General features: G+C 74.0%; 18 protein-coding genes. 6 read left to right on the plus strand and 12 right to left on the minus strand.

What is annotated here, in order from left to right; all coding sequences use genetic code 11:
* Positions 1 to 11: 11 nt before the first annotated feature.
* The 10 genes from SKED_RS15740 to dacB form a co-directional block, all read right to left on the minus strand.
* Positions 12 to 536 (minus strand): PH domain-containing protein, encoded by a 525-nt coding sequence (locus tag SKED_RS15740; protein ID WP_012868168.1) that lies wholly within the window; start codon positions 534 to 536, stop codon positions 12 to 14.
* Complete coding sequence (locus tag SKED_RS15745; RefSeq protein WP_012868169.1) at positions 520 to 1,002, minus strand: DUF3180 domain-containing protein; 483 nt, start codon at positions 1,000 to 1,002, stop codon at positions 520 to 522. The genes SKED_RS15740 and SKED_RS15745 overlap by 17 nt, the downstream gene beginning before the upstream one ends.
* The gene (folK, locus tag SKED_RS20785) at positions 1,002 to 4,637 is read right to left on the minus strand and encodes a 2-amino-4-hydroxy-6-hydroxymethyldihydropteridine diphosphokinase (RefSeq protein WP_012868170.1); all 3,636 of its coding nucleotides are present in this window, start codon (positions 4,635 to 4,637) and stop codon (positions 1,002 to 1,004) included. Before folK ends, SKED_RS15745 begins: the two co-directional genes overlap by 1 nt.
* Positions 4,634 to 5,689, minus strand: coding sequence for a dihydropteroate synthase (folP, locus tag SKED_RS15755; RefSeq protein ID WP_012868171.1), 1,056 nt, complete (start codon positions 5,687 to 5,689; stop codon positions 4,634 to 4,636). The genes folK and folP overlap by 4 nt, the downstream gene beginning before the upstream one ends.
* 23 nt (positions 5,690 to 5,712) lie before the next feature.
* Positions 5,713 to 6,267, minus strand: coding sequence for a GTP cyclohydrolase I FolE (folE, locus tag SKED_RS15760; protein ID WP_245534671.1), 555 nt, complete (start codon positions 6,265 to 6,267; stop codon positions 5,713 to 5,715).
* A 101-nt stretch (positions 6,268 to 6,368) separates the two neighbouring features.
* Entirely contained in the window at positions 6,369 to 8,441 is a 2,073-nt protein-coding gene (gene ftsH / locus SKED_RS15765) for an ATP-dependent zinc metalloprotease FtsH (RefSeq protein ID WP_042438139.1), read from the minus strand.
* A gap of 194 nt (positions 8,442 to 8,635) precedes the next feature.
* Positions 8,636 to 9,190 (minus strand): hypoxanthine phosphoribosyltransferase, encoded by a 555-nt coding sequence (gene hpt / locus SKED_RS15770; RefSeq protein ID WP_012868174.1) that lies wholly within the window; start codon positions 9,188 to 9,190, stop codon positions 8,636 to 8,638.
* Between the two features lie 16 nt (positions 9,191 to 9,206).
* Positions 9,207 to 10,241: a tRNA lysidine(34) synthetase TilS gene (gene tilS / locus SKED_RS15775; RefSeq protein ID WP_012868175.1), complete on the minus strand. Its 1,035-nt coding sequence runs from the start codon at positions 10,239 to 10,241 to the stop codon at positions 9,207 to 9,209.
* 36 nt (positions 10,242 to 10,277) lie between these two features.
* Positions 10,278 to 11,375 carry a zinc-dependent metalloprotease gene (locus SKED_RS15780; RefSeq protein WP_143755790.1) on the minus strand — a complete coding sequence of 366 codons (1,098 nt, stop codon included), beginning with the start codon at positions 11,373 to 11,375 and terminating at the stop codon, positions 10,278 to 10,280.
* On the minus strand, positions 11,372 to 12,772 hold the full coding sequence (dacB, locus tag SKED_RS15785; protein WP_042439486.1) for a D-alanyl-D-alanine carboxypeptidase/D-alanyl-D-alanine endopeptidase: 1,401 nt from the start codon (positions 12,770 to 12,772) through the stop codon (positions 11,372 to 11,374). The genes SKED_RS15780 and dacB overlap by 4 nt, the downstream gene beginning before the upstream one ends.
* A 295-nt stretch (positions 12,773 to 13,067) precedes the next feature.
* Here dacB and SKED_RS15790 point away from each other — a divergent pair, with 295 nt between their 5' ends.
* Positions 13,068 to 13,565 carry an inorganic diphosphatase gene (locus tag SKED_RS15790; protein WP_012868178.1) on the plus strand — a complete coding sequence of 166 codons (498 nt, stop codon included), beginning with the start codon at positions 13,068 to 13,070 and terminating at the stop codon, positions 13,563 to 13,565.
* Between the two features lie 147 nt (positions 13,566 to 13,712).
* On the opposite strand, the gene SKED_RS15795 is transcribed toward SKED_RS15790, so the two are convergent.
* Entirely contained in the window at positions 13,713 to 15,188 is a 1,476-nt protein-coding gene (locus tag SKED_RS15795) for a C40 family peptidase (protein WP_042438141.1), read from the minus strand.
* 462 nt (positions 15,189 to 15,650) lie between these two features.
* Here SKED_RS15795 and SKED_RS15800 point away from each other — a divergent pair, with 462 nt between their 5' ends.
* Both SKED_RS15800 and metX read left to right on the plus strand, forming a co-directional pair.
* Positions 15,651 to 17,006 carry a bifunctional o-acetylhomoserine/o-acetylserine sulfhydrylase gene (locus SKED_RS15800; protein ID WP_012868180.1) on the plus strand — a complete coding sequence of 452 codons (1,356 nt, stop codon included), beginning with the start codon at positions 15,651 to 15,653 and terminating at the stop codon, positions 17,004 to 17,006.
* 7 nt (positions 17,007 to 17,013) lie between these two features.
* Positions 17,014 to 18,384 (plus strand): homoserine O-acetyltransferase MetX, encoded by a 1,371-nt coding sequence (gene metX, locus SKED_RS15805; RefSeq protein ID WP_012868181.1) that lies wholly within the window; start codon positions 17,014 to 17,016, stop codon positions 18,382 to 18,384.
* Positions 18,385 to 18,465: 81 nt separating this feature from the next.
* On the opposite strand, the gene SKED_RS15810 is transcribed toward metX, so the two are convergent.
* Positions 18,466 to 19,359 carry a hypothetical protein gene (locus SKED_RS15810; RefSeq protein ID WP_012868182.1) on the minus strand — a complete coding sequence of 298 codons (894 nt, stop codon included), beginning with the start codon at positions 19,357 to 19,359 and terminating at the stop codon, positions 18,466 to 18,468.
* Positions 19,360 to 19,550: 191 nt separating this feature from the next.
* Between SKED_RS15810 and SKED_RS15815 the strand changes: the two genes are divergently transcribed.
* From SKED_RS15815 to SKED_RS15825, 3 genes are all read left to right on the plus strand, one after another.
* Positions 19,551 to 20,282, plus strand: a complete 732-nt coding sequence (locus SKED_RS15815) for a maleylpyruvate isomerase N-terminal domain-containing protein (RefSeq protein WP_012868183.1) — start codon at positions 19,551 to 19,553, stop codon at positions 20,280 to 20,282.
* An 80-nt stretch (positions 20,283 to 20,362) separates the two neighbouring features.
* On the plus strand, positions 20,363 to 21,322 hold the full coding sequence (locus SKED_RS15820) for a zinc-binding dehydrogenase (RefSeq protein WP_012868184.1): 960 nt from the start codon (positions 20,363 to 20,365) through the stop codon (positions 21,320 to 21,322).
* Entirely contained in the window at positions 21,319 to 22,428 is a 1,110-nt protein-coding gene (locus SKED_RS15825) for an alpha/beta hydrolase (RefSeq protein ID WP_012868185.1), read from the plus strand. The genes SKED_RS15820 and SKED_RS15825 overlap by 4 nt, the downstream gene beginning before the upstream one ends.
* Positions 22,429 to 22,491 lie beyond the last annotated feature (63 nt).

The following is a 22,491-nucleotide window of genomic DNA, read 5'->3' on the forward strand; positions in this document are numbered from 1 at the left end:
GCCGGGGGTGGTCACAGACCCGCCAGCCGCGCCTCGCCGCGCGAGGCGAGGCGGTCGCGCAGGCGCGCAGCGTCACCGGGGGCGAGCCCGTCGATGGTGGCGTCGGTGCCGGGCGAGGCGGTGTGCAGCTGGACCGAGGAGATGTCGAGCCTGCGGGCCAGCGGGCCGGCGGTGACGTCGACGAACTGCATGCGCCCGTAGGGCACCACCACGAGGCTGCGGAACAGCACGCCCTTGCGGATGAGCAGGTCGTCGTCGCGCTCCGCGTAGCCGATCGCCCGGACCTGCCGGGAGATGACGACGGCGGACCACGCCACGAGCAGCGCGACGACCGCAGCGGACAGCCAGAGCCACGGTCCCGCCTGCGGGAGCGCGACCGCGAGCACGACGAGCGCCACGAGGGGCACGCCGAGGAAGATGCCGAGCAGCACGTAGCGCGCGGTCGCGAGACGTCCCGACACGCGCTGCCACTCGATGCCGTGCGGGTCGAAGGGCGAGGCGCCCTCGGGTCCGGTGGGGTCAGTCATGCGCACCATCTTCTCGCATCCGGGCGTCTTCGCCGTCACCGGGCGGAGGGAGCTCGCAGAACCGCTCCGCCACCACACCCGCGACGGCGAGCACCACGGAGCTCAGCGCCGCCACCCCGGCGCTCCACGCGCGGCCCTGCTGCGCCTCGACGTGCAGGTGCGGGAGCGTGAGGAGCACCTGGCCGGCGTACCAGCCGGTGAGCAGAGCGCCGGTCAGCGACGCCGCCTTGGCCAGGGCGACCGTGCGCGCGGCGCGGAGCGCGTCGAGCGACGGCCGCCGGCCCCGCAGGTACGACCGGACCCCGCTCGCCGCCCAGAGCACGAGCACCGCGAGGACCAGCAGCGCCGGGGCGACCACCCAGAGCACGGGCCCCAGGTGGGTGCCACGGCCCTCGAGGAGCCGCAGCAGCCACCAGGTGGTCGCACCCGCCGCGACCGCGACGAGCGCGAGCGTCGACAGGCGGGTGCGGCCCATCAGAGCGTGCGGTCCTCGACCGCAGGCACGCCGTCGACGGTGTCGTCCGGGCTCTCGATGTGCTCCAGGCTGTCGAGGTGCGTCTCGGCACGCGGCGGCTCGACGTCTGGCGTCCAGACCTGCGCGGCCTCGACCGCGGTCGTCTCCGGGTGCGTCACGTCGTGGTCCGTCTCGGCCTCGGGCTGGGCTGCGTGCGGCTGCTGGTCGCCGAGGGCCGGCGCCGCAGAGGGCTCCACCGTGTCCGCGGGTGCCTGCGTCGTGGCGGGGTCCTCGGTCGTCTCGCCGTCGGGGAGGGAGACCACCTGGACCGCCGTCAGCGCGGGCGCCACGGCCGCCGGGCGGCTCGTCTGCGCGGCGGTGGGCAGCTCTGCGTCGTGCAACCAGTCGAGCGCGAGCCAGCGGATGCCCTCGCGGTCGTGCGCGGTCGCGGCGAGCGCGGCGACCGGACCACCGCCCAGACCGGGAAGGTGCGCCTCGGGAGCCAGGTGCGCCCACGGGGCGAGCACGAAGGCCCGCTCGTTGGCCCGCGGGTGCGGGAGCTCGAGGTCGGTCGCCGAGCCGATGACGTCGCCGAACACCACGATGTCGATGTCGAGCGTGCGCGGGCCCCAGCGGACGTCCCGCTCACGGCCGTTGCCCGCCTCGACCGACTGGCAGCCGTGCAGGAGCTCGCGCGGGGACAGGGTGGTCCGGACGATGACCACGGTGTTGAGGAAGTCCGGCTGCTCCGGGCCGCCGACCGCGGCGGTCCGCGCCAGCGGGCCGACCTCGACCACGTCGACACCTGTCAGGGTGTCGAGCTCGGCCACCGCACGGCGCAGCGTGCCCTGCGCGTCGCCGAGGTTCGCACCGAGGGCGAGGACCACGTCGACCGGCTCGTCAGGACGGGCGTCCATCCGGTCCAGCTGGAGCGGGGTCTCCCCACGCCTCTCCGCACCGTCAGCCAGCGCAGGCGTGCCGAAGGTCGGCGAGGCCAGCGCGGCCGCGGCGATCGCTGCCGAGCCGGACGGCGGCGTGCTCACCGGGGCCTCGTCCACACCGGACGGGTCCGTGACCGGCACGGGGGACGTCGGCGCGTCGAGGTCCTCGACGACGTCGGGCCGGAGAGCGGGCTCGGGCTCGGGCTCGGCGAAGGCTGCGGGCTCGGCAGGAGCCGCGTGGTCGGCAGGGCCTCCGCTCTCGGGCTCGGCGGAGAGGTCGGGCTCGACGTGAGACGCCTCGTCCTCGGTCAGGAGGTCGTCAGGCACGGCGTCGTCCGACACCGCGTCGTCGTGAACCTCGCCGTCGTGGACCTCGCCGGGAACCGCGTCGTGAGCCTCGTCCTCGCGCTGCTCGTCGTGGTCGGGAGCGTCCTCGGGCACGTCGTCGCCGAGCAGGGGCTCGGAGCGGGTCTCCACGACCTGGGTCTCGTCCGCGTCGGGCTCGGGGGCGTACGTCGGGACCAGCTGCGTCTCGTGGACAGGGTCGCCGAGGGCCGCGGAGGCGTCAGGCACCGAGTCGTCGACACCGGTGCGATCGGGACCGGTGTCCTCGACGCCCGGGGCGGTCCGGCTCTCGTCGTCGAGGTCGAGCGGGGGCAGCAGCGCCGTCGTCTCGAGGGCACTCTCCTCGGGCTCGCTGAGCGTCGGCACGGACTCGACGGGGTCCTGGGCCTCGAGGGTGTCGACGGGCTCCCGGTCCTCGAGGGTGCCGTGAGGCTGCTGGGCCACGGGCGGGGCGAAGCGCGAGGTGTCGCCGTCCACGGGAGCCGGCTGCTGTCCGCTCTCCGGGAGTCCTGCCTGGGCGGCCGGAGCAGCCTGCTCGGTCGGTGTGCTGAGACCCGTCGGCGGGAAGGCGAAGGAGGACGGCTGCCAGACGGGTGCCTCTTCGGTCGGCTCGACGAGCACCGGCGTCGCGTGGCCGTCGGTCTTCGTCTCGTCCGCCTGCGGCTGGCCGGCTGGCTGCTCGAGCGGGTGGTCGTCGCCCGGCTCCTGGACGGGCGCGGGCGCCGTCGGCTGCTGGCTCTGGCCGTGCTCGACCTCGGGCTCCGGCTCGGCGTCAGCCGCCTGGACGGCCTCGGCGACGGGGCTCGGGGCGTCCGCAGGCCCAGCGGCTGGCGCCGCGGTGACACCTGTGGCAGAGGGGTGGGCCTCGTCGGCCGGGGTGCCGGACGCAGGCGTGGCCGCGGGGGCCGCCGGCTGGTCGCCGGTGGCGCTCGGGTTGAGGAGCTCCTCGAAGCTCAGCGGTGCCCGGTCACGGCTCGCGTTCCGGACCGCAGCGCTCGCCGCGGCGAAGAACGCGGCACCCATCTGCGGACCAGCGGAGGGAGAGCCCTCCGTGGGCTCGGTCCTCCCGGGCTCTGTCGTCTCGGGCTCGGGCTCGGGCGTCTCAGGCTCGGAGACGCGGGCCTCTGAGGCGACCGCCTCGGAGGCGGCCGGCTCGGGCTGCCCGTGGTCGTCGCCCGGGGCGGGCAGCGCGTCGTCGGTGTCGTCCGTGGTCGGTCGCAGGTGCGCGTCGGTCCGGGGGCGCAGGCCGAAGACCTCGGGTCGCCGCGCCTGCTCGGACAGGCGCGCCTGCTCCTCGAGGATCGAGTCGTCGACCGGCGGCACGAGGGCGGCGGACGTGGTGGTCTGGTCGCCGTCCACGGGCAGGAGGTCGTCGTCGGCCACAGCGGTGTCGGAGGCCGCGGCGGTCTCGTCGGCTGCGGCGGGCTCGACGTCCGGCTCGGTCTCGAGGTCCACCTCGGTCTCGTCGCTCGCGACGGGCTCGTCGTGGACGAGGTCCGACTCGAGGTGCAGCTCCGAGGTGCTGTAGCTGGCGGGGTCGGACTCGCGTGCGGCGACGGGGGCAGTGAGCCGCCCGAGCGGCAGGTCGAGGGTGGGGCTGGACGACGGTGTCGGGGTCGCGACGTCGCTCTCGGTCTCGTCGACCCGCAGCGCGACGGGCTCGAAGGCCTCGGGGAGCTCGGTGGGGGCGGTCGCCGGCGGGAGGGCAGACCCGGCCACCGGGATCCCGTCCGACGGGACCGGGGCGCCGGCCAGGCCGGCGGAGGGGAAGGAGACGGCAGGCAGGGCTGCTGCGGGCAGGGCTGCCGCCGGGAGTGCCGACACCGGCAGCCCGGCCGAGGCCTGCTCGTCGGGGTCGCGCGGTTCCTCGACCGACAGCGGAAGGTCGGCGCGCGACTCTGCGAGGTCCTCGGCCGGCAGCTCGTCCAGTGCGGGGGCGACCGGTGACGTCACCACGGGCACGTTGAGCCGGTCGCGGTTGATGGTCACCGTCACGTCCGAGAAGGGGACCGGGATCGGCGCCTGCGGCTTGTGGACCGTGACGTCGACCGACGCGACGAGCGGACGGTCGAGGACGGCCGCGGCGATCTGCTCCGCGACGGTCTCGATGAGGTCGACGGGCTCGCCCGAGAGGATGTCGACGACGTCCTGCGCGACGAGCGCGTAGTTGACCGTCTCGTCGAGGTCGTCGTCACGAGCCGCAGCCCGGGTGTCGAGGTAGAGGGTCACGTCGGCGCTGAAGTCCTGCCCCGCCTCGCGCTCGCTCTCGAGCACCCCGTGGAAGCCCCGTGCCGCGATCCCGAGGATCTGGATCTGGTCGAGCGGGAAGCCGCTCGCATCCAGGACCGATCGTTGCACCAAGGTGCTCATGCGCTGTCCCCGTCCCTCGTCGTCCGTCGTCGTGCTGCCTGTGGTGCTGCGGTCTGTGCTGTCGCTGGTGCTGCCTGCGCTCGCGCTGCTGGTGCTGCTGGAGCTGCTGGTCCTGGTGGACCTGCTGGTGCTGGTGGTCCTGCGTGCCGCGACGTGTCCAGTGATCGTCCGGCACCGACCCACGCCTGAGCAACCCGGACGGCGTCCGCCGTGCCGCGCACCTCGTGCACCCGGACGCACCAGGCGCCGGCCGCTGCCGCGAGAGCGCTCACCGCGGCTGTCGCCGCGTCGCGCTCGAGCGGCGGGACCGGCTCGCCGTCGGGTCCTGCGAGCAGGTGCCCCAGGAACCTCTTGCGAGACGCCCCCACCAGCACCGGCAGACCCAGGGCGTGGAGCTCGTCGAGCGCCGCCAGCAGCGGCCAGTTGGCGGCGCCGGCCTTGGAGAACCCGAGTCCCGGGTCGACGACCAGCTGCTCGCGCCGGACACCGGCGGCCAGGAGGGCCTCGACCCGCCCCGCGAGCTCGCGGCGGACGTCGAGGACCACGTCGTCGTACTGCTCGAGGTCGTCCATGACGTCGGCGTGCCCGCGCCAGTGCATCACCACGTAGACGACGCCCGTGCGGGCCACGACCTCGGCCATGCCCTCGTCCGCGAGACCGCCCGACACGTCGTTGACCACGAGGGCACCCGCAGCCACGGCCTGCTCGGCGACAACCGCTCGGGTCGTGTCGACCGAGACCACAGCCCCCTCGGCAGCCAGGGCACGCACCACCGGGACGACCCGCGCGAGCTCGTCCTCGACGCTCACCCTCGCGGCCCCCGGGCGGGTCGACTCACCCCCCACGTCGAGGACGTCCGCGCCGTCTGCGAGCAGGTCCCGACCGTGCTGCACCGCGGCACCGGGCTCGAACCACTCCCCGCCGTCCGAGAAGGAGTCGGGCGTGACGTTGACGACCCCCATGACGAGGGTGCGTCCGTGCGACCGCAGCGCTGCGGGCAGCGGCTCGGGGCCCGAGGGCACCACGAGACCGCCGTGCGTCGGCTCAGACATAGCCACCAGACCGTCGGGGACCGTCAGCGACCGGTGATGAGGCTCATGGCCTCGGCCCGGGTCGCGCCGTCGCGCATCTGTCCGCGGACCGCGGACGTCAGCGTGCGCGAGCCGGGCTTGCGCACGCCGCGCATCGACATGCACAGGTGCTCGCACTCGATCACGACGATCACGCCGCGCGGCGAGAGGTGCTCGACGAGGGCGTCCGCGACCTGCGCGGTGAGCCGCTCCTGCACCTGCGGGCGCTTGGCGTACACGTCGACGAGGCGGGCGAGCTTGCTCAGACCCGTCACACGGCCGTCCTCACCGGGGATGTACCCGACGTGGGCGACGCCGTGGAACGGCACCAGGTGGTGCTCGCAGGTCGAGTACAGCTCGATGTCGCGCACCAGGATCATCTCCTCGTGCCCGATGTCGAACACCGCGTTGAGCACGTCGGCCGGGTCCTGACGCAGACCGGCGAAGGTCTCCGCGTAGGCGCGGGCCACCCGGGCGGGCGTGTCGACCAGGCCCTCGCGGTCCGGGTCCTCGCCGACGGCGATGAGGAGCTCGCGCACGGCCGCCGCGGCGCGCGGCAGGTCGACCTGCGCGTGCTCGGCGTGGACCCCGGCCCCGTCGAGGTCGACGCCGGCAGCCTCGGCAGGAGCGCCGGACGCGTCGAGGTGACCCGTCGCGTCGCTCACGACCCCGCCTCGTCCGGGCTGCCCGGCTTGCCGAGGTCCACCGGGCCCACAGCACCGCCCGGCGGGAGCTCGCCGAGCGACTCCGCGGGGTGCTCCTCGCGGGCGGCCGCAGCCTCGTCCTCGGGGATCACGGGGGCGTCGCCCTGGGCTGCCTGCTCGGCTGCCGTGAGCACCGGACCACGGTCGGAGACCGCGCGCTGCTCGCTCGAGAGCCACACCTCGCGCGGCTCGCGCTTGACGACGGGCTCGAAGATCGCGGCGAGCTCAGCCTGGTTGAGCGTCTCCTTCTCGAGGAGCTCGAGCACCAGGTGGTCGAGGACGTCGCGGTACTCGACCAGGACGGACCAGGCCTCGTCGTGCGCGGCCTCGACGAGGCGGCGCACCTCGTGGTCGACGGTCCCGGCGACGGCCTCGGAGTAGTCGCGCTGGTGCCCCATGTCGCGGCCCATGAACGGCTCGCCGGCGCTCTGCCCGAGCTTGATCGCGCCGAGACGCTCGCTCATGCCGAACTCGGTGACCATCTTGCGTGCGGTCGCGCTGGCCTTCTCGATGTCGTTCGACGCGCCCGTGGTCGGGTCGTGGAACACGAGCTCCTCGGCGACACGGCCGCCCATGGCGTAGGCCAGCTGGTCGAGCAGCTCGTTGCGGGTGGTCGAGTACTTGTCCTCCGACGGCATGACCATCGTGTACCCGAGCGCACGGCCGCGCGGCAGGATCGTCACCTTGGTGACCGGGTCCGTGTACCGCATGGCCGCGGCGACCAGGGCGTGACCACCCTCGTGGTACGCCGTGATCTTCTGCTCCTTGATGTTCATGATGCGGGTGCGCTTCTGCGGGCCCGCGATGACGCGGTCGATCGCCTCGTCGAGCGCACGGTCGTCGATGAGCTGCGCGCCGCTGCGGGCGGTGAGCAGCGCGGCCTCGTTGAGGACGTTCGCGAGGTCGGCACCCGAGAAGCCGGGCGTCCGGCGGGCGACGGCCCGCAGGTCGACGCCGTCGACGATCGGCTTGCCCTTGGCGTGCACCTCGAGGATGTCGGCGCGGCCCTGCAGGTCGGGGGCCTCGACGGCGATCTGGCGGTCGAAGCGGCCCGGGCGCAGCAGCGCGGGGTCGAGGATGTCCGGGCGGTTGGTCGCGGCGATGAGGATGACGTTCGCCTTGACGTCGAAGCCGTCCATCTCCACGAGCAGCTGGTTGAGGGTCTGCTCGCGCTCGTCGTGGCCGCCGCCCATGCCGGCGCCGCGGTGCCGGCCGACGGCGTCGATCTCGTCGACGAAGATGATCGCGGGGGCGCTCTCCTTGGCCTGGTTGAACAGGTCACGGACACGCGAGGCGCCCACGCCGACGAACATCTCGACGAAGTCCGAGCCGGAGATCGAGTAGAACGGCACCCCGGCCTCGCCGGCGACGGCGCGCGCCAGCAGCGTCTTGCCGGTCCCGGGAGGGCCGTAGAGCAGCACGCCCTTGGGGATCTTGGCGCCCACGGCCTGGAACTTCGCGGGCTCGGACAGGAACTCCTGGATCTCGCGGAGCTCCTCGACGGCCTCGTCCGCGCCGGCGACGTCGGCGAAGGTCACCTGCGGGGTGTCCTTGGTCGCGAGCTTGGCCTTGGACTTGCCGAAGCCCATGACGCGCGAGCCGCCACCCTGCATGCGGGTGAGGATGAAGTAGAAGATCACACCGATGATGAGGAACGGGATGATGATCGAGAGCATCGACGAGAGGAACCCGGCACGGGCCACCTCGGAGTTGTAGCCCTTGTCGGGGTCGGCCTTGACGACCGCGTCGACCACCTGCTCGCCCTGCGGGTCCACGTAGTAGAACTCGACGCTGGTGCCCTTGTCGTCGCCGTCGACGGTGAAGGGCTCGGTCAGCGTCAGGCGCACGCGCTGGTCGCCGTCGACGACGAGCGCCTGCTCGACGGTGTCGCCCGCGAGGAGCTTCAGCCCGTCAGAGGTGTCGATGCGGGAGACCTTGTCCCCGAACAGCGTGCTGAGGGCGAAGCCGACGATCACCAGACCGAGGACGATCCACAGGAACGGTCCGCTCACAATGCGTTTCATGTTCATCGACGACGGGGCACGCCCCGCATCCTTCCGCTCGCACACTGGTACGCCGTCGAAAATACACGGCGACCCTGAGGTTTGACCCCTCCGACCAGGCCTGTTCGCCCAGGGCAGGACGATCGGTCCACGTCGGAGGGGTCAGGAGGGGCGCGCGCAGGGCCTCGTGAGAGCAGCGCGCCGCTCCTGGGGGTGCTGCGTCAGCTCTCGTAGACGTGCGGCGCGAGCGTGCCGACGAAGGGCAGCGTGCGGTACTTCTCGGCGTAGTCGAGGCCGTAGCCGACCACGAACTCGTTGGGGATGTCGAAGCCCACGTAGCGCACGTCGACCTCGACCTTCGCGGCGTCGGGCTTGCGGAGCATCGCGGCGACCTCGACCGAGGCCGGGCCGCGGCTGCGCAGGTTGGAGATGAGCCAGGAGAGCGTCAGGCCGGAGTCGATGATGTCCTCGACGATGAGCACGTGGCGGCCCGAGAGGTCCGCGTCGAGGTCCTTGAGGATGCGCACGACGCCCGAGGACTTGGTGCCCGAGCCGTAGGACGAGACGGCCATCCAGTCCATCTCGACGCCCTGGTGCTCGATGCGGCGCGAGAGGTCGGCCATGACCATGACGGCGCCCTTGAGGACACCCACGAGGAGCAGGTCCTTGCCCGCGTAGTCGGCGTCGATGCGCAGCGCGAGCTCGTCGAGCTTCGCCGCGATCTCCTCCTCGCTGAGCAGGATGTGATGGATGTCGCCAGCCTGGGCAGATCCCACGGGGAGGGCTCCTTGATCAGTGGTGGGGGTGTTCCAGGACAAGCCTGCCACACACCCTGCGCGCCTCGACCCCGCCCGGCAGGTGCAGCGGCCCCTGCCCGCGCCACCGGGTGAGCAGCCCGTCGACACCGAGGACGTGCTCGCGCGTGAGAGCGCCCGCCGGGCACCCGGCGGCCAGCGCCGCGAGGCGCAGGCACCGGCGGCGCACGGCCGGGACCGCCTGCTCGACGGCCGCGACGTCGAGCCGCACGGCGCGACCGTCGCCGTCGGCCGGACCTGCCGCCCGCCGGGCGCTCTCCAGCAGGTCTGCGGCGAGCGTCCCGAGCGCCGTGTCGTCCTCGTCGAGCTGGTCGGCGGTCCGCGCGAGCGCCTCGACGACTCCGGGCCCGAGGACGTCGTCGAGGACCGGGAGGACGCTCGCCCGCACCCGGGACCGCAGCGGGGCGCCCGGGGACGTGCCCGCGTTGGTCGGGTCCACCCACCAGCCGAGGCCCTGGGCCGCGCAGACCGCCTCGGTCTCCGTGCGCCGCAGGCCGAGGAGCGGACGGCGCCACCGGCCGACGGCGTCCCGCATGCCGGCGAGGGAGCGTGCGCCCGAGCCACGGGCGAGGCCGAGCAGCACGGTCTCGGCCTGGTCGTCGGCGGTGTGCCCGAGGAGCACGACCTCGGCGCCCTCCGCGTCCGCGGCGGCCTCGAGGGCCGCGTACCGGGCGTGACGTGCTGCGGCCTCGGGGCCGCCAGAGCCAGGGCCGGTCGGGACGTCGACCGTGCGGACGACGACCGGTCCGAGCCCGAGGTCACGGCACCGTCCTGCCGCCTCGGCCGCGACCTCGGCGCTGCCGGTCTGCACCTGGTGGTCGACGACCACGGCGCCGGCGCGGAGCCCGAGCCTGGGCGCCTCGAAGGCCGTGGTCGCGGCGAGCGCGAGCGAGTCCGCGCCGCCCGAGCACGCCACGAGCACGAGGGCTCCCGGGTGCTCGGCGGCGACGGTCTCGAGGGTCGCGCGGACCGCCCGTCTGGCCCGGGCGACCGCCTGCGGCGGGCCGCTCACCGCGTGCCGCTCGGTGCGCTCCGTGCCCGGCGCCCGTCAGCCGTGCACACGGCGGACCCACGACACCGGGTCGGCGATCTCGCGCGCGCTCGGCAGCGTCTCCGGTCCGCTCCACACCGCGTTGACCCCGTCGGTGCCGACCGCCTCGGTCACGGCGCGCACGAAGGCGGCCCCGTCCCGGTACTGCGCCATCTTCGCGTCCATGCCGAGCAGACGGCGGAGCACCCGGTCGAGCGTCCCCGTGCCGCCCTCGCTGCGCCGCGCGCTGAACTTCCTCCGGATGGACCGGACCGTGGGCACGACAGAGGTGCCGACGGCGTCCATCGCCACGTCCGCGTGCCCCTCGAGGAGCGCCATGACGGCGCCGACCTCGTCGAAGGCCTGGCGCTGCGACGGGGTGAGCACGCTGTCGACGAGGGACGGGGCCGGTCGGGCGCCGGTCTCCGTGCCGCGGACGGCCGAGTACACGGCACGCGCCGTGCCGGCCACGCGCGCCGGCACCTGCCGGGGGTCGGCGGCGGAGGCCGTGAGGTCGCGGAGCAGCGTCTGGGTCCGCGCGCGCAGGTGCTCGGCCAGCCACGGCGCCGCCGCGAGCTGGAGCGCGTGGGTCTGCTCGTGCATGCACACCCAGAGCCGGAAGTCCGCGGGGCGCACGCGCATCTCGCGCTCGGTCTGCAGGACGTTCGGGGCGACCAGCAGCAGGTTGGCGTCGGGAGGGCCGAAGGGGTCGAACTGCCCGAGGATCTTGGTCGAGAGCAGCGCGAGGGTGGCGCCGACCTCGGCGCTCGCGACGAGCTCGGCGGCGAGCGGCACCCCGCGCGGCGGGACCGGCAGCGCCCCCTCGGTCATGGCGCGCATGGACCGGGCGCTCGCCGCGGCCCACCCGGGCCGGTCGACCACCAGGACGCCCGAGAGGGTCGAGGCGGTGAGCGAGCGTCCGTCGGCCGCGGACATCCGGGTGATCTCGAGGACGGGCTCGACGGCGCGCCCGGCGGCGTCCCGCAGCGACGCGACGAGCGACTCGAGCTCCTCGCGCGGGGCCACCGGGCCCGGGGAGGCGAGGCGTCCGGCGATCAGCGCGGCGTCGTCCCAGTCCACGATCTCCCGACCGCCCGGCCGGGCTGCGCCGGTCACCGGCACCCGCAGCCCGCCAGGGTGACCACGAAGGCGTCGATCCCGGCGCGTGCACCCCACTGGCCCGGCCCGGGCGCCTCGTCGGCCATGACCACGAAGAGCAGCTCGCGGCCGTCGGCCGTGAGCACGTTCCCGGCGAGGGAGGTGACCCCCGGCAGGCTCCCGGTCTTCGCGCGGACGACGCCGGCCGCGTCGGACTGCACGAACCTGCCGGTGAGCGTCCCGTCGAGGGCTGCGACCGGCATGCCGGTCATCACGGTGCGCAGCTCCGGGTGCGAGCCGTCAGACATCACGGCGAGCAGCTGGTCGATGGTGGTCGCGGAGGCGAGGGAGCCGTCGCCCAGCCCGCTCGCGTCGGCGAGCCGCAGCCCGGTGGTGTCCACGCCCAGACGCCTGAGCTCCTGGGTCACCGCCTGGGTCGACCCGGCGAACGACGCGGGCAGACCGGCCTCGATCGCGACGAGGCGGGCGACCACCTCGGTGATCGTGTTGTCCGAGGTGTGCAGGAAGTACTCGACGATCTCGCCGAGCGGTGCGGAGTCGACCGACGCCACCACCGTGTCGTCGGCGCCCGACGTGCCCCGCGTCGGGGCACCCTCGACGGTGATCCCGTGCGCGGCGAGCGAGACGGCGAAGGCCTGCGCCGCCGCCATGGCGGGGTCGGGCGTGCGGGGCGCGTACTCGCCCTCGGCGAGCCGGCCGGTGTCGACCGCGACGGCGGCCACCGGGGCCGCGAAGCCGAGGCCGGGGATGTCGTCGGCCCAGGGGCCGGTCGAGGAACCGGTGAAGAGGGTGTCGTCGAGGGCGAGCCGCACCGTCGTGACCCCGGTGAGGCCGAGGGAGGTCGACACCTGGGCCGCGAGGTCGTCGAGACCGGCCCGGCCGTTGACCGCGGTGGGGCTGCCGACGCCCGCGGCGAGCATCATGTCGCCCGCGCCGACGAGCGTCAGGCGCCCCGGTGCGGACTGCGTCACGGTCGTGGTGAGCACGGCGTCGGGGTCGAGGGTGCTCAGCGCGGCCGCGGCGGTGAAGATCTTCTGGATCGAGGCCGGGACCCGCGGGGTGCCCGGTGTCGCCGAGACGAGGACCTCACCGGTGAGCGCGTCGGACACCACGACGCCGACGGACGTCCCCATGGCGGGGTCGGCGAGCAGCGCGTCGACGGCGGCCTGCAGCTCGGCGGTGCCCGGGGACGGCGCGTCGGGGTCGAGCGTGGCGAGGGTGTCGGTCGGCGACGAGCCGAGGGAGGCGCCCGGGGCTGTCGGGAAGGGGGCGGGAGGAGCCGGTTCCGGTCCGATGGTGAGGATGCCGGGCACGAAGTCGTGGATGTCGGCCCAGGCGTACCCGCCGGCCACGACGAGGGCCGCCGCGACCGTCCCGGTCACGACTCGGGTCATCAGCGCCATGCTCGTGGTTCCTCTGGTCGGGATCTGGTAGGCATCTGGTTCGCGTCGCAGGTCTCGACGCACCCGGGCTCCCGCCCGTCGGCGTCGGGCGTGCTCTCGCGCACACCGTGCGCCTCAGAGTAGGTCACACGGGACGCCACGGGCGATCTCACGCACCGGCCGCACAGGTTGTCGTCTACCCTGGCGAGTGGACACACCGACCGCTGGCCTGACGACAGGCCGCATCACGACCGCACTCCCTGACGCATCACCTGCCCCGGGAGCGGTGCTACTGGAGGAAAGAACAGTGGAGTTCGACGTCACGATCGAGATCCCCAAGGGTCAGCGCAACAAGTACGAGGTCGACCACAAGACCGGTCGTATCCGCCTGGACCGCATGCTCTTCACCTCTACCCGGTACCCGGACGACTACGGGTTCATCGAGGGCACCCTCGGCGAGGACGGCGACCCGCTCGACGCGCTCGTGCTGCTCGAGGAGCCCACGTTCCCCGGGTGCCTCATCCGGTGCCGCGCGCTCGGCATGTTCCGCATGCGCGACGAGGCCGGCGGCGACGACAAGGTGCTGTGCGTCCCGACGGGCGACCAGCGTGCCGCGTGGCGCCAGGACATCGACGACGTCTCGGACTTCCACCGCCTCGAGGTGCAGCACTTCTTCGAGGTGTACAAGGACCTCGAGCCCGGCAAGTCCGTCGAGGGTGCGCACTGGACCGGCAAGGCCGAGGCCGAGGCCGAGATCGAGCGCTCGTTCCAGCGTGCCAAGGACGCGGGCTACTACAGCCACTGACGGGTCTGACCTGCCGCCCCGACGGGCGGCAGGTCTACCCCTCGCACGCAGCACGACGAAGGGCGGCTCCTCCGGGAGCCGCCCTTCGTCGTGCTGCGGTGGTGCTGCTCGGCGCTGGCCCTGCTGCGCTGGTGGCCGACCTCTCGGTCAGGGGCGACCGGCGAACGGCATGAGCGTGCTGTTCCAGCGCATGTGCGTCACGCGGGAGAGCACGCCCGGCTGGGCGGCCTCGACGATCTGGCCGTTGCCGGCGTACATGGCCACGTGGAAGATCGTCGACGGGTCGTTGGTGTTCGACGCCCAGAACACGAGGTCGCCGGGGCGCATCGAGTCGAGGCTGATCTTGAGCGCCCGGCTGTACTGGTCGCGCGAGGTCCGGGGGATGCCGAGGCCTGCGTTCGCCCAGGCGCGCGAGGTGAGCCCGGAGCAGTCGTAGGCGGCCGGGCCGGTCGCGCCCCACACGTAGGGCAGGCCGGTCTGGGTCTTGGCCCAGTCGACCGCTGCCTGTCCCTGGCCGGCCGAGCCGGAGCTCGAGCCACCGGTGGTCGGCGGACGCACCACGGGCGGGGCGACCGGCGGCGGCGTGACGACGGGCGGGGTGACGACGGGCGGCGGCGTGACCACCGGCGGGGTCGTGGGCGGCGGCGTGGTGGCCGGCGGCGTGGTCGGCTCGGCCGGAGGCGTGGTGGGGGTCGTGGGCGGCGGGGTCGTCTCCGTCGGCGGGGTCGTCTCAGGAGCCTGCTCACCCGGCTCGTCGACGACCTCCTCGACCGGTGCCGCGGGCGCGGCCGGAGAGACGACCGGCACGACCTCGCGCTCGACGCGGGCTCGGGCGGCCTCTTCGGCGGCGGCAGCGCGCTGGGCGGCGAGGCCGTCCTGGCGCTGCTGCTCGACCTCGATGCTCGTGCTGCGGGCGGACGCGAGGGCGCTCACCAGGGTGCTGCGCTGCGTCGAGGCGTCCGCCACGGCGGCGTCGGCCTCGGACTGCTTCTGCTGCGCGGAGGCGAGGGCCGTGTCGGCCGCCTCCTTCTTGGCCTGCTGGTCGGCGACGGCCTCGTCGGCGATGCCCTTGAGGGTCTGCGCGACGGAGGTGTCGGCCTGGAACTGCTGGACCGCCTTGTCGGCCTTGGAGCCGACCTTGTCCATGGCGTTGGCCTCGGACACGGCGTCCTGGACGCCGTCGACCGCGAGGAACATGCCGACCTGGTCGAGGCCGCCACCGTTGCGGGAGTTCTCGCGGGCGATGCCGACGAGCAGCTTGCGCGACTCCTCGGCGCGGGCCGCGGCCTCCTCGCTCTTGGTCGTCGCCTCGTCGGCCACGCCGACCGCGGTGTCGAGGTCGGCGACCGCCTGGGTGTAGGCGGAGCCGGCGAGCGCGGCGTCCTGGAGAGCGGTCTGCTGCGTCGCCTCGAGCTGGGCGATCTGGACGTCCATCGTCGCGACGTCGGCGGCGGCCTGGGAGACCCGGCTCTGGGCGGCGTCGACCTCGTCCTGCGAGGGGACCGGGTCGTCGGCCCGTGCCGGGGCGGTGGCGCCGAGACCGATGACGAGGCTGAGCGCGATCGCGCCGACCACCGGTCCGCGGCGTGCTGCAGTACGTCGGACGCGCGGGCGTGGCGACATCTCGGGTGGTCCTCTCGCGTGAATCTCGTGACGGTCCTCGTGAGCGTACCCAGCGATGCCGCATCTGTGAACACTTGTCACACTGTTCACGCAAGTATCACCCGCCACTCACGTCACACGTGCCACGACTGCATGATGAGATCGCCCGTCCGTCAGGTGAGATTGTTCCCTGGGGCGGGTTCCGCAGACCGCCCGCCGTGCCTACGATCACGCCATGACGATGCGAATGTGTTGCTGACCCGAGCACCTGAGCTCTGACGAGCCCCGAGGCCCCCGCACCCCACCGGGCCCCTCCCCCACCACGCGTCGTCGTCGTCAACCAGCCCTCACTGCGGAACGGACCGCAGACGGGCTCCGCACCCCGCCTCCCCCGGCACCGGACCACCACCGGCCCCGGGCTCCCGGTCGCGGACGACGCACCTCGGCACGTGGTCCCGCAGACCACACACCCCAGGAGCACCCATGACCCCGCCCAGCTGGTCCTTCGAGACCCGTCAGATCCACGCCGGACAGGCGCCCGACCCCACCACCGGGGCTCGCGCGCTGCCGATCTACCAGACCACCTCCTTCGTGTTCCCCGACGCCGGCGTCGCCGCCGACCGCTTCGCGCTCAAGGACCTCGGCCCCATCTACACGCGCATCGGCAACCCGACGCAGGAGGCCGTGGAGGCCCGCATCGCCGACCTCGAGGGCGGCGTCGGCGCGCTGCTGCTGTCCTCCGGGCAGGCCGCCACGACCTTCGCGATCCTCAACGTCGCCGAGGCCGGCGACCACGTCGTCGCCAGCCCCTCGCTCTACGGCGGCACCTACAACCTGCTCCAGAACACCCTGCGCAAGCTCGGCGTGACCACCACCTTCGTCACCGACCCGCACGACCCGCAGGCGTGGCGCGACGCCGTGCAGCCGAACACCAAGGCCTTCTTCGGCGAGACCATCCCGAACCCGCAGGCCGACATCCTCGACATCGAGGCCGTCGCCGCCGTGGCCCACGAGGTCGGCGTGCCGCTCATCGTCGACAACACCGTCGCGACGCCCTACCTGCTGCGACCGATCGAGTTCGGCGCGGACGTCGTCATCCACTCGGCGACCAAGTACCTCGGCGGCCACGGCTCGGCCATCGGCGGCGTGATCGTGGACTCCGGCAACTTCGACTTCGCGAAGGACCCCGAGCGCTTCCCGGGCTTCAACACCCCCGACCCCAGCTACGACGGGCTCGTGTACGCCCGCGACCTCGGCGTCGACGGCATCCTCGGGGCGAACCTCGCGTACGTGCTCAAGGCCCGTGTCCAGCTGCTGCGCGACCTCGGCTCCGCGATCTCGCCCTTCAACGCCTTCCTCATCGCGCAGGGCATCGAGACGCTCTCGCTGCGGGTCGAGCGCCACGTGTCCAACGCCGCGACCGTCGCCGCCTGGCTCGAGGCCCGCGACGACGTGGCACGCGTCCACTACGCCGGCCTCGAGTCGAGCCCCTGGCACGCGAACGCGCTCAAGTACACGCCACGCGGTGCGGGCGCGATCGTCGCCTTCGAGATCGAGGGCGGCTCCCCCGCCGGGCAGGCCTTCGTCTCCGCGCTCGAGCTCCACTCGAACGTCGCCAACATCGGCGACGTCCGCTCGCTCGTCATCCACCCGGCGTCGACCACGCACAGCCAGCTGACGCCCGAGGAGCAGGCCGCGTCGGGCGTCACCCCAGGGCTGGTCCGGCTCAGCGTCGGCATCGAGCACGTGGACGACATCCTCGCCGACCTCGAGGCCGGCTTCACCGCCGCCAAGGGTGCGGTCGAGGGCTCCACGGCCCCTGCCGCGCAGGACGCGTGACGCACAGATGACCGAGACCCCGGCGCCCCGACCGCACGGCACGCACCGCTCAGGAGCGACCGTGGACACCCCCGTGCAGGGCGCCGGGACCTCCGTACAGTGGACGACGATGAGCGACGAGCAGCAGCGTCCGGAGGACCGGGCCGACGACAGCGACCGCGGCGGCGCGCGCCCCGGACCACGCTGGCACCGCACGAGTCCCTCGCGTGCGCAGTCCCGCCGGCTCGAGCCCTCGACCTTCCGCGCGAGCGGCGCCTGGCGCCCCGGCGACCCCGTCGGCGACCGGCGCTTCGTCGACGTCGGCGCCCTCGACCTCGAGGGCGGCGACCAGCTCCCCTCGGTCCAGGTGGCCTACGAGACGTGGGGCACCCTCAACGCCGCCCGCGACAACGCCGTCCTCGTGCTGCACGCCCTCACCGGCGACAGCCACGTGACCGGCGAGGCCGGCCCCGGGCACCCGACCGCAGGCTGGTGGACGCAGATGGTCGGCCCCGGCGCGCCGATCGACACCGACCGCTACTACGTGGTCGCCCCGAACGTCGTCGGCGGCTGCCAGGGCACCACCGGGCCGTCGAGCACCGCCCCCGACGGGGCACCGTGGGGCAGCGCCTTCCCCATGGTCACCGTCCGCGACCAGGTGGCCGCCGAGATCGAGCTGTCCAAGGCGCTCGGCATCACCTCGTGGACCCTCGTGGTCGGCGCCTCGATGGGCGGGCTGCGCGCCCTCGAGTGGACGCTGCTGGGCCCCGAGGCCGGCATCGAGGTCGAGTCCGCCGCGATCATCGCCTCCGCCGCCCAGACCCCCGGCGACCAGATCGCCTGGGCGCACCCGCAGCTCACCGCCATCCACGCCGACCCGCGGTTCCGCGGCGGCGACTACTACGACGCTGCCGACGGCGACGGCCCCCACGTGGGCCTCGGCGTCGCGCGGTCGATCGCGCACACCACCTACCGCAGCGCCGTGGAGTTCGACGAGCGCTTCGGCCGCATCCCGCAGGGCGGCGACGACCCCATGCGGGGCGGCCGGTTCGCGGTGCAGTCGTACCTCGACCACCACGCGTCCAAGCTGGCCAGGCGCTTCGACGCCAACAGCTACGTGGTGCTCACCGAGTCGATGCTCACCCACGACCTCGGCCGCGACCGTGGCGGTGTCACCACGGCGCTGCAGTCCGTCCGGTCACGCGTGCTCGTGGTCGGCGTCGACACGGACCGGCTGTTCCTGCCGGCCGAGTCCGAGCGCATCGCCCGCTGGGTGCCGGGCGCAGAACCGGTGCGGCTGCTGCGCTCCGCCTACGGGCACGACGGGTTCCTCATCGAGTTCGACCAGCTGGGGCCGATCGTCGGGGAGTTCCTCGCAGGGGCGCGGCACCACCGCTGAACGAGGTCCGACAGGGCACCGCTGACGCAGGCCCCCCGGTCAGGTCCTGCCGAGCGGGTTGCTCTCGGGTCGGGCGCTGACTCAGCGCCTGCGGACGGCCCGCTCGACCAGGAGCACCACGACCCCGAGCACCACGAGCACGCCGCTGATCACCAGCCCGTCGCGCAGGAACGTCTGGGCCGACGCCGCGAACACGTCGGCGACCGAGCCGACGAGCGCCGGGGACAGCGTCGGGCTGGTCAGCTCGAGGGTGGCCCGCTCGGCCACGACCCCCACGCCGAGCATGACGAGGCCGGTCGCCGCCGCCGACAGCAGCCCCGTCCAGAGCAGCACGAGGCCGCGCGAGTACGCCAGGGCCAGCGCGAGGACCAGGACGAGGGCCGCGGCCCACGGCGCCCAGGTCGACACGAAGGACACGACCTCGTAGCCCGTGCGCGCGTCGTCGAGGGCGCTGGACTCGAAGAGCGGGACGCTCGTGTCGAAGGTGGGGACCTGCTCGGCGGTCAGCAGCCCGGACTCGACGAGCCGCGCGGACACCGCGTCCGCGACGCCGCTGAGGTCGAGCACCACCTGGCCCTGGTCGTCGAGCTGGACCCGCGTCGAGTCGCCGGTGAGCAGGCCGAGGACGGTCGCGTGCGCGACCCGGTTGGCCTCCGCCCACACGGTCGCGAAGGTGTCGCTGCGGACGACGTCGCCGACCGTCTGCTCGACGACCCCCTGCACCCCGTCGTCGACCGCCGCGATCCCGGTGGTCGGGACCTGCGCCACGACGCGCGTCGTCAGCTGCTCCACGAGCGACGCCTGGACGTCCGGGTCGGCTGCGACCTCCTCGGCGACGGCCACGTAGCCGTCGGTGTCCCCGACGGTGTCGTGGACCCACCGGGCGGCGAGCGCGGTCGGCAGGAGGAGCGCGACGACGAGCACGAGGACCCCGGCGGCCGCAGAGCGGGCGGGGTTGCGTCGGGTACGGGGCATGGCGACACCTTACGACGCGGGGGTGGTCGTGCGGGGTGGGTGCGGTGAGGGACACGCGGCGGCACCGGGAGCACCAGGAGCACCGGGACGAGCGCCAGGTCAGCCACAGGGCGGCAGCAGGCAGCGACGAGCACGGTCCCGGACCACGCGCTCCCCTGGGCAGCGGGTCGCGCGTCCGGCAGGATGGCCTCATGACCGCTGACCTCGCCGAGATCTCGACCGCGCTGGCCGCGCAGTGGGCCCGTCTGCGCACGTGGGCCGCGCCCCTCGGCGACGACCTCCTCGGCACCCGGGACCGCCCGTCGGCGCTCGACGGCTGGACCACCGGCGAGCTCGTCGCGCACCTCGGGCGAGCCATGGAGGCGCTGACCGTCTGCGTCCCCGCACCACCCGGCACGGTGCCGCTGACGCTCGCGGAGTACCTGGGCACCTACCCCGACCGGGCCGAGCACGTGGCGACCGTGACGCGCGAGCTCGCCCGCGAGATCGCGCACGCGCCCCTCGCGCAGGTCGACTCCCTCGCCCGCGCGGCCCTCGCCCGCCTCGACGAGCTCGGTCCCGACGGTCGTCTCGTGGTGCAGGGTCGGCGGGCGCCGATCACCCTGCGCGACATGGCCGCCTCGCGGCTGGTCGAGCTCGTGGTGCACGCCGACGACCTCGCCACGTCCCTCGCCGGGACGGTCGACTCCACGGGTGCGGCCTCCCCGGTGGACCGCACCGCGCAGGGCATCGTCGCCGACGAGCTCCTGCGGATCGTCACCACGCGCGTCGGCGGTCCCCTCGAGGTGACCGACGCGCGGCTGTGGATCCGGCTGGCCACCGGGCGCGAGCGCTACGACGTCGACGCGCTCGCCCGCGCCGTGACCACCCAGGAGACCGCGACCGGCGTGCCCGACCTCGGCCGCGTCCTGCCGGTCCTGTGACCGCCCGTCCTGGTGCGGCCGGACGCCGCGGCAGGACCATCGCCCCTGCGGGGGCCCGACGGTATGGATAGGTTGGCTCCATGCTCGCAGCCACGGTCGCCCGGTTCTCGCCCGACTCCCCCGTCGACGCGCTCGAGGTCGGTGAACGCCCCGAGCCGGCCGAGCGCGAGGCGTGGACCACCGTCGACGTGCGTGCGGCGAGCCTCAACCACCACGACCTGTGGTCGCTGCGCGGCGTGGGCCTGCGCGAGGAGCAGCTCCCGATGATCCTCGGCACCGACGCCGCCGGGACCACCCCGGACGGCCGCCCCGTGGTGGTGCACGCCGTCGTCGGCGCCGACGGGCACGGCGTGGGCCCCGACGAGACGCGCACCCTGCTGTCGGAGAAGTACCCCGGGACCCTCGCCGAGCAGGTGAGCGTCCCCACGCACAACCTCGTCCCGCTGCCCGACGGTCTGTCCTTCGAGGAGGCCGCGTGCGTCCCGACGGCGTGGCTCACCGCCTATCGCATGCTGTTCCGGTCGGCAGGCCTGACCCCGGGCCAGAGCGTGCTCGTCCAGGGCGCCGGAGGTGGCCTGTCGACGGCTGCGGTCACGCTCGCCGCCGCGGCGGGCATCGAGGTCTTCGTCACCAGCCGGTCCGCCGAGAAGCGCGCCGCCGCGACCGCGCTCGGGGCCACCCACGCCCTCGAGAGCGGCGCACGCCTCCCGCACCGCGTCGACGCGGTGGTCGAGTCGGTCGGCGCCGCGACCTGGTCGCACTCGATCCGCTCGGTGCGCCCGGGCGGGACCGTCGTGGTCGCCGGCGCGACCTCCGGCGACCCCACCGCGGCCGAGCTCACCCGCATCTTCTTCCAGGAGATCACGGTGCGCGGCGTGACCATGGGCACCCGCGACGAGCTGTCCGACCTGCTGTCCTTCATGGTGCGCGCCGGGCTGCGGCCGACCGTCGACAGCCGGTACCCGCTCGCGCAGGCCCGCGACGCGGTCGCCCGCCTCGCCGGGGGCGAGCACGTCGGCAAGGTGGTCCTGGTGCCATGACCGAACGCGTGCCCCTGCCGCGCTTCCTGTCGCGGGCCGAGACCCCGCCCGGGGTGGTGCCCGCCCTCGACGCGCACATCTCGGACGTCGTGGCGCACGAGCTCGCGACCCACACCCGCCTGGCGACCGGGCGGGAGCGGGGCGACGGGTGGGACGAGGACGTGCTCGGGGCGCCGTACGAGGTGCGGACGCTCGAGCTGACCCCTGACGACGAGGGCGACGTCGTCGCGTCCCTCGTCCGCTACCGACCGCCCGGCGCGGTGCGCTCGGCGCGCGCGGTGCTGTACCTCCACGGTTGGTCCGACTACTTCTTCCACACCGACACCGCAGAGTTCTGGCACCGGCAGGGGGTGGCCTTCTACGCCCTCGACCTGCGCAAGTACGGGCGCAGCCTGCGCCCGGGCCAGACCCCGGGGTACACCACCACGCTGCGCACCTACGACGAGGACATCGCGGCGGCGCTCGAGGCGGTGCGCGCCGACCTCGGTCAGCACACCGCCGTCATGCTGCACGCCCACTCGACCGGCGGGCTCACCGCGGTGCTGTGGGCCGACCGCCATCCCGGGCAGACCTCGGGCCTCGTCCTCAACAGCCCGTGGCTCGAGCTGCAGGGATCGTCCGTGGTGCGCACCGTCTCGACGCCCGCGATCACGCAGCTGGCCCGGTTCCAGGCCAAGGCACCGCTGCCCAACATCGACACGGGGAACTACGCACGGACCATCCGGCGCAAGGACGGCGGCGAGTGGGAGTTCGACGAGCGGTGGCGCCCGACGCCGTCGTTCGCCGTGCGCGCCGGATGGCTCCGCGCCATCATCGCCGGGCACGCCGAGGTGGCCCGCGGTCTCAAGGTCGCCCAGCCCATCCTCCTGCTCGCGTCGTCCAAGACCGTGATCTCCCCGCGCTGGTCCGAGGACATGCGGTCGAGCGACTCCGTGCTCGACGTCGAGCTCATCGTCCGACGCGCAGTCCAGCTGGGGCCGACCGTCTCGGTCGCGCGGATCGAGGGCGGGGTGCACGACCTCGCGCTGTCGGTGCCCGCCGTGCGCGCCGAGTACTACGCGCAGATCCAGCGGTGGTCGAGCGCCTACGGGTGGTCGAGCCGCTGAGCGCTGGGCGGGGCCGGGCGAGCACCTGCGCGCGACCTCTCGACCCTGCGACGCTGTGGTCGC

This window comes from Sanguibacter keddieii DSM 10542 (assembly GCF_000024925.1).
GTDB classification, from domain to species: domain Bacteria; phylum Actinomycetota; class Actinomycetes; order Actinomycetales; family Cellulomonadaceae; genus Sanguibacter; species Sanguibacter keddieii.